Source organism: Enterococcus dongliensis, assembly GCF_031927985.1.
Lineage (GTDB): Bacteria > Bacillota > Bacilli > Lactobacillales > Enterococcaceae > Enterococcus_A > Enterococcus_A dongliensis.
The window spans coordinates 44,453-58,333 of record NZ_JARPZC010000002.1; the positions used below are offsets into that span (position 1 = coordinate 44,453).

Consider the following 13,881-nt stretch of genomic DNA (forward strand, 5'->3'; position numbering starts at 1 on the left):
TCTCCGAAATTTTTCGGAGATTTTTTTTATTAAAGAAAAGTTTTTAAAAATAACATCTGTTCTTACATAGTTGTTAAAAGTAATGATTTTTATTTTGCTAGTTACTTTAAACAGTGCTCATAATTCATGAAATCGACTTGCCCTTTTTGAAAAAAAGTTCTAGAATAGCAAGTAATTGAATCATCTGCTGCCGAGCAAGGGAGCCAATTTCGTTAGGTCTTTGAAGAAATTGGACGCCCTTTTTTTGTTGTTCTACGTTTTATTGATAAAAGACTCCGTTGTTTTAAAGATGGCGGAGGTGTCTGTAGTTGATGAAAAAATCAAGGAGGAGTATAAAGATGATAGCATGGATATTTTTAGTTGTCGCAGGTATATTTGAAATGTTTTGGGCAACGATGATGAAGTTAAGTGAGGGGTTCAGTAAATGGAACTATTCTCTTTTAACGGTAATCGGAATGATTGCGAGTTTTTATTTTTTAGCAAAATCGTTGCATTCATTGCCGATGAGTCTGGCGTATCCGATTTGGACAGGGATTGGTGCAGTCGGCTCTATTTTGATTGGTGTCTTCTTTTTTAAAGACCACCTGTCACTTCTGACTAGTTTTTTTGTTGCCCTTTTGATTGTAGGGATCATTGGGATCAAAGTTACGAGTGGACATTAAAAAATAATTAATAGTAAAAATTTAGGAGGATCGTATGATCAAATCAACCGATGAATTGACCACACAGGAATTAATAACAATTTTTCAGGCACGTACGGAAGTTTTTGTAGTAGAACAACATTGTCCGTATCAAGAAGTTGATGAAGCAGATCGCCAGGCAGTACATGTATGGTTAGAAGAAAAGGGAGAATTACAAGCCTATACCCGTATCTTAGCAACAGATGATGAGATTCATTTTGGAAGAGTTCTAGTTGTAAAGAAGTTTCGCGGGCATCAATTAGGACGAAAAATTGTGGCAAAAACCTTAAAAGAAATCGAAAGACGTTATCCAAACTATCCGATTAAAATTTCGGCGCAAGCCTATTTAGTTGATTTTTACCGTTCGTTTGGTTTTAAATCAAACTCTGAAGTATATTTAGAAGATGGAATCCCTCATATTGAGATGTGCTTACCAAAAGCTGTCAATCAGTCAGATAGCTAGTTTACATTCGGCTCCGTCTCAGCTATCCTTTAGTAGAAGGGGTGTAGAAGCATGTCTTTTGTGACAGAGCACTTAGGGTTGTTTTTTTTAAGTATCAACACAATTTTATCATTTATTATTGTTTTTCGAGAGCGAAAGGATACAGTCAATACGTGGGCCTGGTTGCTAGTATTGACGTTCATCCCGGTTCTCGGCTTTATTTTGTATATTTTTTTTGGTAAGGGGATTTCTAAGGAACGCATTTTTGATTTGAAAATGCAGACGAAGATTGGAATGAATGTCGAAGTCCAGCAACAGCAGCGAGCGTTGGCGCGAGGTCTGTTTCCTAAACCGACGACCAACCAAGTCGATCCTAGACAATTGATCTACATGTTGACGATGTTTGAAAGTTCGCTGTATACGACAGATAACGAAGTGATTCTTTATACTGATGGACGCGAGAAATTTGATGCATTGATTGAAGACATTCGGCAGGCTAAATACCACATTCATATGGAATATTATATTTATCGTGCAGATGCGTTGGGCCTTGAAATGAGAGAAGCACTAGTAGCTGCTGCTGCTAGAGGTGTCAAAGTCAGACTATTGTTGGATGCGTGGGGATCTACACAAGTCAATCGTCGATTTTTAGCGCCTTTAATCGAAGCAGGCGGCGAAGTCGTATTTTTCTTCCCATTATTTTTACCTTACTTGAATCCACGAATGAATTATCGCAATCATCGAAAAATCGTTGTGATAGATGGTGAGATTGGTTATACTGGCGGGTTCAATGTGGGAGATGAATATCTTGGTCTAGTCAAAAAATTCGGCTATTGGCGAGACAATCATCTGCGAATCCGTGGACAAGCAGTTTATACGTTACAGAATCGTTTCTTGATGGATTGGAATTCACAGCAAAAATATGAATTGGTTTATCAGCCAGATTATTTTCCTGAGATTTCTTCGGAAGGAAATCTAGCGTTACAGATTGTCAGCAGCGGTCCTGATAATGAACACGAGCAAATCAAATTAACCTACTTAAAAATGATTAATTTAGCCAAGAAAGAGATTTTGATCCAGACGCCGTATTATATTCCAGATGCATCGATTCATGAAGCGTTGAAGTTGGCGCTGCTTTCGGGAGTAAAGGTTCGAATGCAGATACCGAACAAACCAGATCACCTCTTAGTTTATTGGGCAACATATTCATTTGCTGCGGAATTATTGGAATATGGTGCAATTATCGAAACGTATGAAAATGGATTTATCCATGCAAAAACGATGGTGATTGATGCAGGAATCGCTTCGGTAGGTTCTGCTAATATCGATGTTCGTTCATTCAAACTTGATTTTGAAGTAAATACGATTATTTATGATGCGAAGTTTGCAGAAAAACTGCGGGCGGAATTTCATAAAGATTCGAATAAATCAGATCTTTTGTCCCAAGAAAAATATGATCAACGTGGGACGGTCATTAAATTTAAAGAAGGAATCGCTCGGTTAATTTCCCCGCTCTTATAAAAATCATTTGCGCTTTCATGGTTTGATAGTATAAAATGAACTAGCTTGTTGAATGAAATGATTAAGGAGATTTTTCATGAAAAAATGGTTAATTCCCCTATTAGGAACGCTTTTATTATTGTCAGGCTGTTCAAAATGGATTGATCGTGGTGAATCGATCACAGCTGTCGGTTCCTCTGCATTGCAGCCATTAGTTGAGACTGTAGCTGAAGAATATCAAAGTAAAAACCCCGGCAGATTTATCAATGTACAAGGTGGCGGCAGTGGTACTGGATTAAGTCAAGTCCAATCAGGTGCAGTTGAGATTGGTAACTCAGATTTATTTGCTGAAGAAAAAAATGGGATTGATGCAAATAAATTGGTCGATCACAAAGTTGCAGTTGTCGGTATTACGCCAATCGTTAATAAGAGTGTTGGTGTGACGAATATTTCATTAGAGAATTTGCGTAAAATCTTTTTAGGTGAAATCAAGAACTGGAAAGAAGTTGGCGGAAAAGACCAGGCGATTGTGATTTTAAATCGTGCGACCGGTAGCGGGACGCGTTCAACTTTTGAACAGTGGGTCTTAGATGGAAAAACAGCGATTCGAGCCCAAGAACAAGATTCAAGCGGCATGGTTCGCCAAATCGTTTCCGATACGCCAGGTGCAATCAGTTATACCGCATTTTCTTATGTGACCAAAGATGTTCAAACATTGAATGTCGATAATGTCGAACCAACTGACGAAAATGTGACGACTAATCAGTGGAAAATCTGGGCATATGAGCATATGTACACGAAAGGACAACCAACTGAATTAGTCAAAGATTTTCTTGACTACATGTTATCAGAAGACGTTCAAGGAAAAGTTGTTCCCCAACTTGGCTATATTCCGATCTCAGATATGAAAGTAGAACGGGATTGGCAAGGAAATCAAATTAAATAACTATTGGATCAATAGTAAAAAGGTTATGACCTTAAAGGTCATAACCTTTTTTTATAATCAGCAGTTTAGCAAATGAGCAGAATAACAGCTTTTTGGATCAAAGCTAGTTATACTTTTAGGATAAGATAGTTTTGATTGATGATTGAGCAATCCGCTATAGTTTGTCCCTATTTTAGCATTTACTAGACATAAATAAATCAAATGCATGGTCATAAAAATTGTCAAAAGGTGTTGCGATGACCGGGTGATAAAAAAATACTTTTTTGAAAGAAGTTACTTATTTTTCCCAAAGTTCAATGATAGAAAGAACAATCAAAACGAGAGGTGAGAAATATGAAACTAGCAGATAAAATCATACAAGAACGAAAGAAAAAGGGTTGGACACAAGCAGAATTGGCGGAGTTAGTGAATGTCCCACTTCAATCTATTTTAGAATGGGAGAACGCCCAAGTAATTCCAGATATTAAGAAAATCATACGATTATCCGAACTATTTGGGGTCAGTACCGATTATCTTCTTAAAGATGATTGGAACGAGTCAGGGGAGCGTCCAGAAAATAAAATAGATTCTATTCGAAAAGTCACTTTGGAAGAAGCACAAGCATTTTTGACTATCAAAGAAAAAACGGCTAGATGGATCGCTTTAGGCGTAGCATTTTGTATATTGTCTCCGATTGGGTTGATGCTTTTAAGTGCAGGTGATACAATCCTATCAGAAAATCAGGCAGTTGGACTAGGCTTATTACTATTGGTCGGCTTGGTTACACCAGCGGTGGCATTATTTATTTATAGCGGTTCAAAAACGGCGCCCTTTGCTTATTTAAATGATGAATTTTTTGAGGCGGAACAGCGTGTGACAAAGATGGCAGATGAACAAAAAAAGAATTACTCTAGCCGCTACACGCGTAACAACATTCTTTCAACTTGTTTATGTCTTTTAAGTACGATTCCTCTATTTCTTAGTTTTTTTTCTGAAAATGATTTTTACAAAGTTGCAGCAGTCTGTCTGTTGTTGGTAATGGTGACTTTTTCTGTGGTGATCTTTATCATCAATGGAATTCGTTGGGAAAGTTTATTGAAATTACTACAAGAAGGCGAATACAGTCAAAAAGCGAAAAAACGTTCCTCTGTTTTAGAAGAAGTCGCGACGGTTTATTGGCTACTTTTGACTGGTCTTTATTTAACATATAGCTTTTTAACAGGAAACTGGCAAATCAGTTGGATTGTTTGGCCAATCGGCGGAGTCTTTTATGGCATAGTGGTTGCATTGGTCAATTTATTTGTAAAAAAATAAGAATCAAACAGAGTGAGTAATAGTTCTCTGATTTACACGTTCTTTACAATTGTCATGGAAGCGTTACACGAGGTTAAAAGGAAATTGATTTTAAACAAGTAAAATAAGTTTGTTGGTTATTAAAACCGAATGGATTTAGTTAGAAGGAATCAGGAGGAGTAGGCCTTGGATAATGAAGATGTAAAAAGAGCACTTACAACGAAATCAAAACGTGCACGGATCGAACAGCGAGGACGTTTTGTCAGTTTCATTTGTATTGCGTTGATTGTATTCGTCGTAGGAGCGATTTTCTACTTTGTAGCAAGTAAAGGATTATCAACCTTTTTTGTAGATAGGATCAATGTATTTGATTTTTTATTTGGGACAGTGTGGAATCCTAGCGCGACTGGACCAGATGGCAAGCCGCTAGTCGGCGCATTGCCAATGATCTTAGGTTCATTTATGGTGACTTTTTTATCAGCTATCGTAGCAACGCCTTTTGCGATTGGTGCGGCAGTTTTTATGACAGAAATTTCTCCAACGAAAGGTCAAAAGTTTTTACAGCCAGTCATTGAATTACTGGTAGGAATTCCTTCAGTTGTGTATGGATTTATTGGATTATCTGTGATTGTTCCGTTTATTCGATCCATTTTTGGCGGAACTGGTTTTGGGATTTTATCCGGAACATTTGTATTATTTGTCATGATTTTACCGACAGTTACGACGATGACAGTCGACACATTAAAATCAGTGCCACGTCATTATCGTGAAGCATCATTGGCATTAGGCGGAACACGCTGGCAAACAATCTATAAAGTGGTGTTGCGTGCGGCTGTTCCGGGAATTTTAACAGCTGTGGTATTTGGGATGGCTCGTGCTTTTGGTGAAGCATTAGCGATTCAAATGGTAATCGGAAATGCGGCACTAATTCCAACAAGCTTAACAACACCAGCATCAACGTTAACTTCGATTTTGACGATGGGAATCGGAAATACGATCATGGGAACAGTAGAAAATAATGTCTTATGGTCATTAGCCTTAATTCTATTGTTCATGTCGCTAGTCTTTAATATCTTGATTCGCTATATCGGAAAGAAAGGAGACATTACGAATGGATAAAGCAAAACGCGCAGATAAGATCGCAACAGGTATTCTTTATACGATTTCTGGCTTGATCGTTGCGATATTAGCTTTTCTATTACTTTATATTTTGATTCGTGGGTTGCCGCATGTCTCTTGGGAATTTCTAACTTCGCCATCAAAAGCTTACCAAGAAGGTGGCGGGATCGGGATTCAATTATTCAATTCTATTTATCTATTGGTGATCACGATGATCATCAGCTTACCGATCTCATTAGGGGCTGGTATTTATTTATCGGAATACGCAAAGAAAAATTGGCTGACGAATCTGATCCGCACCTCGATTGAGATTTTAAGTTCGTTACCTTCAGTTGTTGTAGGTTTATTCGGATTCTTAATTTTAGTTATCCAGTTTGGTTATGGTTTTTCAATTCTTTCTGGTGCCTTGGCACTGACCTTATTCAATTTGCCTCTGTTGACCCGAAACATTGAAGAATCACTGCGAGCGATTCATTATACACAGCGTGAAGCAGGATTAGCTTTGGGTCTATCACGTTGGGAAACAGTCACTAAAATCGTTGTTCCCGATGCTTTACCAGGAATCTTGACTGGTGTGATTTTGAGTTCTGGGCGGATTTTTGGTGAAGCAGCTGCCTTGATTTATACGGCTGGACAAAGTGCACCAGCTTTGGACTTCACAAATCTCAACCCGTTGAGTGTGTCGAGCCCGTTAAGTATTTTCCGACAAGCTGAAACGTTAGCAGTTCATATTTGGAAAATCAACACAGAAGGAACGATGCCAGATGGCAATGCTGTTTCTGCTGGTGCATCGGCTGTTTTGATTTTAGCAGTTTTATTGTTTAACTTTGGTGCACGAGCTCTCGGCAATCGATTGCATAAAAAAATGACGTCAACTTAGTAAATGGACGAATAATAAATAAGAACTATAATTTTTACAATTAAAAAAAATGCCAAATGAGTGACTAGATGACAGTTGATCCATTTTTTTAATGGATACTTTGAGACAAATTAGGAGCAATTCAATGAAAGAATACAATTGGGATGAACGCAACGTGATCACTATGCCTGGTGAAATCGCGTTGCATACAGAAGATCTACACGTTTTTTATGGAGACAATGAAGCCATTAAAGGCGTCGATTTAGAATTTGAGAAAAATAAAATCACTGCGTTGATTGGCCCTTCTGGTTGTGGAAAATCAACATATCTACGTTCGCTAAACCGGATGAATGATGGAATTGCAAGTGCTCGAGTCAATGGGAAGATCATGTATAAAGATGTAGATGTTAATGCGTCAAACATTGATGTCTATGAGATGCGTAAACGAATCGGTATGGTGTTCCAACGCCCCAATCCTTTTAGCAAATCGATTCGCGACAATATTACTTTTGCATTGAAACAGCATGGAATGCGTGATAAGCAGCAATTAGAGGAAGTCGTTGAAACAAGTTTGAAGCAAGCGGCTTTGTGGGATCAAGTGAAAGATAACTTAGATAAAAGTGCGTTGGCTCTTTCTGGTGGACAACAACAGCGCTTATGTATCGCACGAGCAATCGCAATGAAACCAGATATTTTATTACTCGATGAACCCGCCAGTGCGTTGGATCCGATTTCGACTGGTACGGTGGAAGAAACATTGGTTCAATTGAAAGAAAATTATACAATCATTATCGTGACACACAATATGCAACAAGCTGCTCGAATCAGTGATTACACCGCCTTCTTTTACTTAGGACACGTCATTGAGTATGACGAGACAGCAAAAATCTTTACGCGGCCGAAAATCCAAGCGACGGAAGATTATGTATCAGGACATTTTGGTTAAGAGACGGAGGAAATTGAATGTCGAAGATTATTACTTCCAAAGACCTTCATTTATATTATGGTAAAAAAGAAGCTTTAAAAGGCATTGATATGGAAATTGAAAAAGGGGAGATCACGGCGATGATTGGCCCTTCTGGTTGTGGAAAATCAACGTATTTACGATCATTGAACCGAATGAATGATTTGATTCCTGGTGTGACCATCACCGGGAGTGTCATGTATAAAGGCAAAGATATCTACAGCCCTAAGACAGATACCGTTAACTTGCGTAAAGAAATTGGTATGGTTTTCCAACAACCGAATCCCTTTCCCTTTTCAATTTACGAAAATGTCATTTATGGGTTAAAATTAAAAGGTGAAAAGGATAAAAATAAACTGGATCAAGTAGTGGAAGAAAGTTTGAAAGCTGCTTCGGTCTGGGATGATGTGAAAGACAAATTGCATGAAAGTGCCTTATCACTGTCTGGTGGACAGCAACAGCGGGTGTGTATCGCACGGGTGTTGGCAGTAAATCCTGAAGTGATCTTAATGGATGAACCAACAAGCGCATTAGATCCTGTATCAACAGGTAAGATCGAGAATATGTTGTTGGAACTAAAAGAAAATTATACAATCATCATCGTAACGCATAATATGTCTCAAGCTTCACGGATTTCCGATCGAACGGCCTTTTTCTTACAAGGAGAATTGATCGAATTTGATCAAACGAAGAAAATTTTCTTAGCTCCAGCAAAACAAGAGACCGAAGATTATATCTCAGGAAAATTCGGCTAAGATACCCACGAGCAGATCTCGTCTACTTGATGGATTATTCTGGTGAGCAGCCAGATCTTTTTATCAAGAAGATAACTATATTACTATAAGGAGGGCAACGATGTTACGTACACAATTTGAAGAAGAACTGTTGAATCTTCACAATCAGTTTTATGAAATGGGTATGATGGTTTCAAGTGCGGTGCATAAATCAGTTCGTTCATACATTGACCATGACAAAAAAATAGCGCAAGAGGTTATCGATCACGATATCGAGATCAATGACATGGAAGTCCGCCTAGAGAAAAAAAGTTTTGAAATGATCGCGTTGCAACAACCAGTCACAACAGATCTACGCACAATCATCACGATTATGAAAGCTAGTTCAGACTTAGAACGGATGGGAGATCATGCAGTATCTGTTGCTAAATCAACCATTCGTTTAAAGGGACTGCCGCGAATTTTAGAAGTCGAAAAAGAAATCAACGAGATGTCCAACTATGTTAAAAAAATGGTAGACAATGTTTTGATTGCCTATGTGAAGACTGATGAAAAAGATGCTCGCATGATTGCAAAAATGGATGAGCGCGTCAATGATTATTTCCAAAAAATTTATGATATGACTACGAATAAAATGGAAAAAGACTCAGAGACAATCATCAGCGGAACGGATTATCTGCACGTTGCAGGTTATTTAGAACGCGTAGGTGATTACGTGACCAATATTTGTGAATGGATTGTTTACTTAGCAACAGGCAAGATCACAGAACTTAACAGCAATCGCAATGAGACCTTTTAAAAAAAACGCCAGCTGGATTATTCTAGCTGGCGTTTTCTAAACTAATTATATGGATATTTTAAAATGGCAGACTGAATCGGAGAAGAGACTCTTTATGAAGTCGGATAAAAAGATGGGTCTTTAGTCCTATGACAAATACTCAGAAACATTGCATAATATGAATGTAAACAAAAGTAAGCTATTTGCTTTTTGAAGGAGGCAATTTCTATGAATGAAAGACAACGAATTTTAGAATTAGTTAAAAAAGGTATCCTATCCACTGAAGAAGGTTTAGATTTATTAGAAAGTATGGCAAAGGCAAAAGATGAAGCACAGATTAAACAAGCAGCAGATAAAGTAGATTCTTACCATCGCGACCAAGCAACAAATTTAGTCGATGAATGGGAAACAGAGACTGATGAAGACTCAAGGTCCGAAGAACAGGACTTGGAAGACCTTGAAGCATATTTCGATGATTTAGCAACAGAAGCGAATCAGATCTCAGTACATATCGATGAGATCAATCAAAAGAAAAAAGAATTGCATGCGGTACTTCATGAAAAAGAAGAAATTCTGATGGAATTAGATACAAAAGAAGAATTAGATACATTGTCAGAAGAAGACGAAGCGATTCGTGAGAGCGTGGAAGCTGAAGTTACCGGTTTGAAAGAACAACTTGCTGACTTGGATGACCAAGCACGCGAACAAGAAGAAGAATTAAAAAATGTCCAATCCAATCAAAACGACACTCGTAAAGAACGCAATCGAGCACGTTTTGATATACCGGATGATTTGAAAGATCAAGCGAGTGAAACATTCTCGCAAGTGGGTGAAAAATTAGGCGAAGCAGGAATTCAATTAGGTCGATTGATGAAAAAAACATTGAAGACAGTTTCTGATACAGTTGAAGAAAATGTTGATTGGAAAGACTTCAACGTCAAGGTTCCAGGCCTAGTGACTTCTAAATTTGAACACCAATTCTTATACACCGATGTTGAACCGACATTGCTAGATATCAAATTAGCCAATGGGAAAGTCATCTTAAAAACGTGGGATGATGCGGCGATTAAAGTAGATGCGAAAATCAAACTTTATGGTAAAATGAATGAGGCAACACCACTCCAATCTTTACTAGAACGCAGTCAAATCGAAGTGAATGATGAACATATCTCATTCCAGATTCCAAATAAACGGGTCCAAGCAGAATTAGTTTTCTACTTGCCAAAACGCACCTATGATCATGTAGCGGTAAAATTACTAAATGGTGATTTGAATGTGGAAAAAATGGATGCTAAAGATGTTTATGCCAAATCAACAAACGGCAATATCAGCTTTAAACAGATCAATGCTACGATGCTTGAGATTCAAGGAGTCAACGGCAACATCGAGATTCGTGAAGGAGAGATTTTAGACTCCATCATTGAAACGGTCAACGGCAGTATCGCAACTAAAGCAGCAATTCAAAATTATGGTATTTCATTAGTCAATGGTGATGTGAAAATAACTGCAGGTCATGATAATTTGCAAAAAATCAAAGCTAGTTCTGTTAATGGGAATGTTAAAGTATCCTTGAATAAAACGATTGGTCTTGAAGGTCTAGCTAAGACGAATCTAGGTAGTATCAATGACCGTCTGTCAGATTATGAAGTGATCAGAGAAAAGAAAGAAAAAACGAATCGCTTGTTGCAATTCCGTCGAGTGTCAGATAAAATGGCAAAAATCGATGTGTCAACAACGACAGGAAGTATTTTCTTGAAAGATTTTGATAATTAAGAATACTAAGGAAGGAAGATTCATATGCGAAAAAGATTACAAAAGTCACGAACAAATGTGGTACTGACAGGTACCTTAGCCGGGATCGCCGAGTACTTTGGTATTGATCCAACGATCGTTCGTGTGATTTATGTTTTCTTAAGTTTCGGTTTGATCGGTGCGCCGATCGTATTATACATCTTGTTAGCATTAGTGATTCCCGCCAACCCAAGAGGTCGGGATTCTTATGGCCATAACAATCCCTATTATGGAAATAATGACTACAACAACTATGAGAAGAAGACATCCCGCCAACGTAAAAAAGCGGATAAAATTGACGATGACGACTGGAGCGACTTTTAATGACATACTTACAGCGTTTGATAGCTAATGCACTGATTTTTATTTCACTATCTGTGCTCTTCCCCGAGCATATTTATGTGGAAAGTCTGGTGATGGCTATTGCCGCAAGCTTTGTTCTCTCAATCTTGAATACATTAGTGAAACCGATCTTGATCTTGCTTTCACTGCCGTTGAATATTTTGACACTTGGACTGTTTAGCTTTGTGATCAGCGCTGGTATGTTGCAATTGACTTCTAACTTATTAGGAAATTATCGCTTTGGTTTCTCTAGTTTCACTGTTTCGATTCTAGTAGCAGTTGTGATGGCGATCATCAATGCGATCGTTTCAGAGCACAATATCGATAAATACGCGGATAGGTAAATAACCTATCCGTTTTTTTATAGGCAGGATCTTTTGGTTTATTGTAAATAAATCAAAATTTTAGATGAAATCAGGGATACTAAGCAAAATCATTTTTACTTTCATTGATCAGTTCAACACTCACTTTTTTGATTCTTATTGGAGAAGGTTGCCTGAGCCTAGTCACTCTGTGGATAAAATGATAAAATAAAGCAGAAGCGTAGAAAAGAGGGATTATATGGCTGAAACAATTAGAGTAAAAGAGTTAGTTGATAAACTTTCATTGGAAGTAGTAACTGGTGATGAGGAAAGTCTTACACGAATCATCACTACTGGTGATATTTCTCGTCCGGGATTGGAATTGACGGGTTATTTTAATTACTATTCTCATGACCGTTTGCAACTTTTTGGAAATAAAGAAATCACCTTTGCAGAACGTATGATGCCGGAAGAACGGTTGATGGTTTTGCGGCGGATGTGCAGCGATGATACTCCTGCATTTATCGTGTCTCGAGGATTAACACCACCTAAAGAAATGATTACAGCTGCGAGTGAGCGAAATATCCCAGTACTGAGTTCACCAATTTCTACCTCACGTTTATTAGGCGAGATTTCCAGCTTTTTAAATGGCGGCTTAGCACCGCGGACTAGTGTTCATGGCGTGTTGGTAGATGTTTATGGGTTAGGCGTATTGATTCAAGGAGATAGCGGCATCGGTAAAAGTGAAACGGCTTTGGAACTGGTCAAGCGTGGACATCGGCTGATCGCAGACGACCGTGTCGATGTCTATCAACAAGATGAGTTGACTTTGGTGGGGGAACCGCCTAAAATTTTACAACATTTGATTGAAATTCGTGGAATCGGTATTATCGATGTGATGAATCTCTTTGGTGCAAGCGCTGTTCGTGGTTCGATGCCGGTCCAATTGGTAGTCTATTTGGAAAGCTGGTCGAAAGATAAAAAATACGATCGCTTAGGAAGCGGCAATACGGAAGTTGAGATTGCTGAAGTAAAGATACCTCAAGTAAAAATCCCAGTAAAAACTGGTCGAAATGTCGCAATCATCATCGAAGTTGCGGCGATGAATTTCCGGGCACGTACGATGGGGTATGATGCGACGAAGACCTTTGAGAATCGCTTGACCCAATTAATCGAAGAAAATTCGGGCCAGTAATATGTTAGCACAAGTAAATCGTGTGGCCTTTGACTTGTTTGGTCTACAAATCTATTGGTACGCGATCATTATTGTTTCAGGCATTGCCCTAGCTTTATGGCTGTCCACTCGAGAGGCATTAAGAGTGGGTCTAAAAGAAGATGATATGACCAATTTCATTCTTTGGGCATTACCGATTGCAATTATCGGAGCACGTTTATATTATGTTTTATTTGATTTGGAGCCGTATTTGGCTGATCCAGTTCAGATTTTTAATATTCGCAATGGCGGATTAGCTATCTATGGCGGCTTGATCGCTGCTGTAATTGTTTTGATTATTTATACACGTTATCATTTTATTGATCCGTGGTTGTTTCTAGACGTGGTCTCACCAGGTGTGATGTTAGCGCAAGCTATGGGCCGATGGGGGAATTTTATGAACCATGAAGCCTATGGCGGGGAGACGACACGCCGCTTTTTAGAAAATTTACATTTGCCACAATTTATTATTAACAATATGTATATTGATGGCGCATTCCGTCAGCCGACATTTCTTTATGAATCACTATGGAGTCTCATCGGATTTGTCTTAATTTTATTTATTAGGAAAAATGGGACCACCAAACGTGGGGAACTATTTTTAGGATATGTGACGTGGTATAGTTTTGGTCGCTTCTTTATTGAAGGAATGCGAACGGATAGTCTCTACTTATTTGGTGGGATTCGCGTATCACAATTATTGTCGTTGCTTCTTTTTGTTGGCGGGCTTGTTCTGTTGTATTACCGTCGTAAAAAAAGTACGAATATTAAGTTATATGAACGTGATAAAGGAATTAATCAAGCTTTAATTTAAGCCTGAGTTGTTAACAGCCTGTGTTATGATAAAGAAGAAGGTTCGAAAAACCAATCACATGATTAAAGTGGCTGATTCTACCAATTATTTGGAGAATTGAAGCGTATAGATGAGACGTAAACTAG

At 38.3% G+C, this 13,881-nt stretch carries 15 protein-coding genes; all 15 read left to right on the forward strand.

Features of this window, described 5'->3' with window-relative positions:
• Positions 1–341: 341 nt before the first annotated feature.
• The 15 genes from P7D84_RS01815 to lgt all read left to right on the forward strand — a co-directional run bounded on the left by P7D84_RS01815 (position 342) and on the right by lgt (position 13,756).
• Positions 342–662, forward strand: a complete 321-nt coding sequence (locus P7D84_RS01815) for a DMT family transporter (RefSeq protein ID WP_137604072.1) — start codon at positions 342–344, stop codon at positions 660–662.
• A gap of 34 nt (positions 663–696) precedes the next feature.
• Positions 697–1,143 (forward strand): GNAT family N-acetyltransferase, encoded by a 447-nt coding sequence (locus P7D84_RS01820; RefSeq protein ID WP_137604007.1) that lies wholly within the window; start codon positions 697–699, stop codon positions 1,141–1,143.
• A 51-nt stretch (positions 1,144–1,194) separates the two neighbouring features.
• Entirely contained in the window at positions 1,195–2,643 is a 1,449-nt protein-coding gene (cls, locus tag P7D84_RS01825; RefSeq protein WP_137604006.1) for a cardiolipin synthase, read from the forward strand.
• A gap of 76 nt (positions 2,644–2,719) precedes the next feature.
• Complete coding sequence (locus tag P7D84_RS01830) at positions 2,720–3,568, forward strand: phosphate ABC transporter substrate-binding protein PstS (protein WP_311804811.1); 849 nt, start codon at positions 2,720–2,722, stop codon at positions 3,566–3,568.
• A gap of 333 nt (positions 3,569–3,901) precedes the next feature.
• On the forward strand, positions 3,902–4,861 hold the full coding sequence (locus P7D84_RS01835; RefSeq protein ID WP_311804812.1) for a helix-turn-helix domain-containing protein: 960 nt from the start codon (positions 3,902–3,904) through the stop codon (positions 4,859–4,861).
• A 165-nt stretch (positions 4,862–5,026) separates the two neighbouring features.
• Positions 5,027–5,959, forward strand: coding sequence for a phosphate ABC transporter permease subunit PstC (gene pstC / locus P7D84_RS01840; protein ID WP_137604003.1), 933 nt, complete (start codon positions 5,027–5,029; stop codon positions 5,957–5,959).
• The gene (gene pstA / locus P7D84_RS01845; RefSeq protein ID WP_137604002.1) at positions 5,952–6,839 is read left to right on the forward strand and encodes a phosphate ABC transporter permease PstA; all 888 of its coding nucleotides are present in this window, start codon (positions 5,952–5,954) and stop codon (positions 6,837–6,839) included. The genes pstC and pstA overlap by 8 nt, the downstream gene beginning before the upstream one ends.
• 124 nt (positions 6,840–6,963) lie before the next feature.
• On the forward strand, positions 6,964–7,764 hold the full coding sequence (gene pstB / locus P7D84_RS01850) for a phosphate ABC transporter ATP-binding protein PstB (RefSeq protein ID WP_137604001.1): 801 nt from the start codon (positions 6,964–6,966) through the stop codon (positions 7,762–7,764).
• A 17-nt stretch (positions 7,765–7,781) separates the two neighbouring features.
• Positions 7,782–8,537 carry a phosphate ABC transporter ATP-binding protein PstB gene (gene pstB / locus P7D84_RS01855; protein ID WP_137604000.1) on the forward strand — a complete coding sequence of 252 codons (756 nt, stop codon included), beginning with the start codon at positions 7,782–7,784 and terminating at the stop codon, positions 8,535–8,537.
• Between the two features lie 100 nt (positions 8,538–8,637).
• Positions 8,638–9,315, forward strand: a complete 678-nt coding sequence (gene phoU / locus P7D84_RS01860; protein WP_311804813.1) for a phosphate signaling complex protein PhoU — start codon at positions 8,638–8,640, stop codon at positions 9,313–9,315.
• Between the two features lie 207 nt (positions 9,316–9,522).
• Positions 9,523–11,067 carry a daptomycin-sensing surface protein LiaX gene (gene liaX / locus P7D84_RS01865; RefSeq protein ID WP_311804814.1) on the forward strand — a complete coding sequence of 515 codons (1,545 nt, stop codon included), beginning with the start codon at positions 9,523–9,525 and terminating at the stop codon, positions 11,065–11,067.
• Between the two features lie 24 nt (positions 11,068–11,091).
• On the forward strand, positions 11,092–11,409 hold the full coding sequence (locus P7D84_RS01870; protein ID WP_137603997.1) for a PspC domain-containing protein: 318 nt from the start codon (positions 11,092–11,094) through the stop codon (positions 11,407–11,409).
• Positions 11,409–11,771, forward strand: a complete 363-nt coding sequence (locus tag P7D84_RS01875; protein ID WP_137603996.1) for a phage holin family protein — start codon at positions 11,409–11,411, stop codon at positions 11,769–11,771. Before P7D84_RS01870 ends, P7D84_RS01875 begins: the two co-directional genes overlap by 1 nt.
• Before the next feature lie 217 nt (positions 11,772–11,988).
• Positions 11,989–12,924, forward strand: coding sequence for an HPr(Ser) kinase/phosphatase (gene hprK, locus P7D84_RS01880; RefSeq protein ID WP_137603995.1), 936 nt, complete (start codon positions 11,989–11,991; stop codon positions 12,922–12,924).
• A gap of 1 nt (position 12,925) precedes the next feature.
• Positions 12,926–13,756: a prolipoprotein diacylglyceryl transferase gene (gene lgt, locus P7D84_RS01885; RefSeq protein WP_311804815.1), complete on the forward strand. Its 831-nt coding sequence runs from the start codon at positions 12,926–12,928 to the stop codon at positions 13,754–13,756.
• Positions 13,757–13,881: the final 125 nt, after the last annotated feature.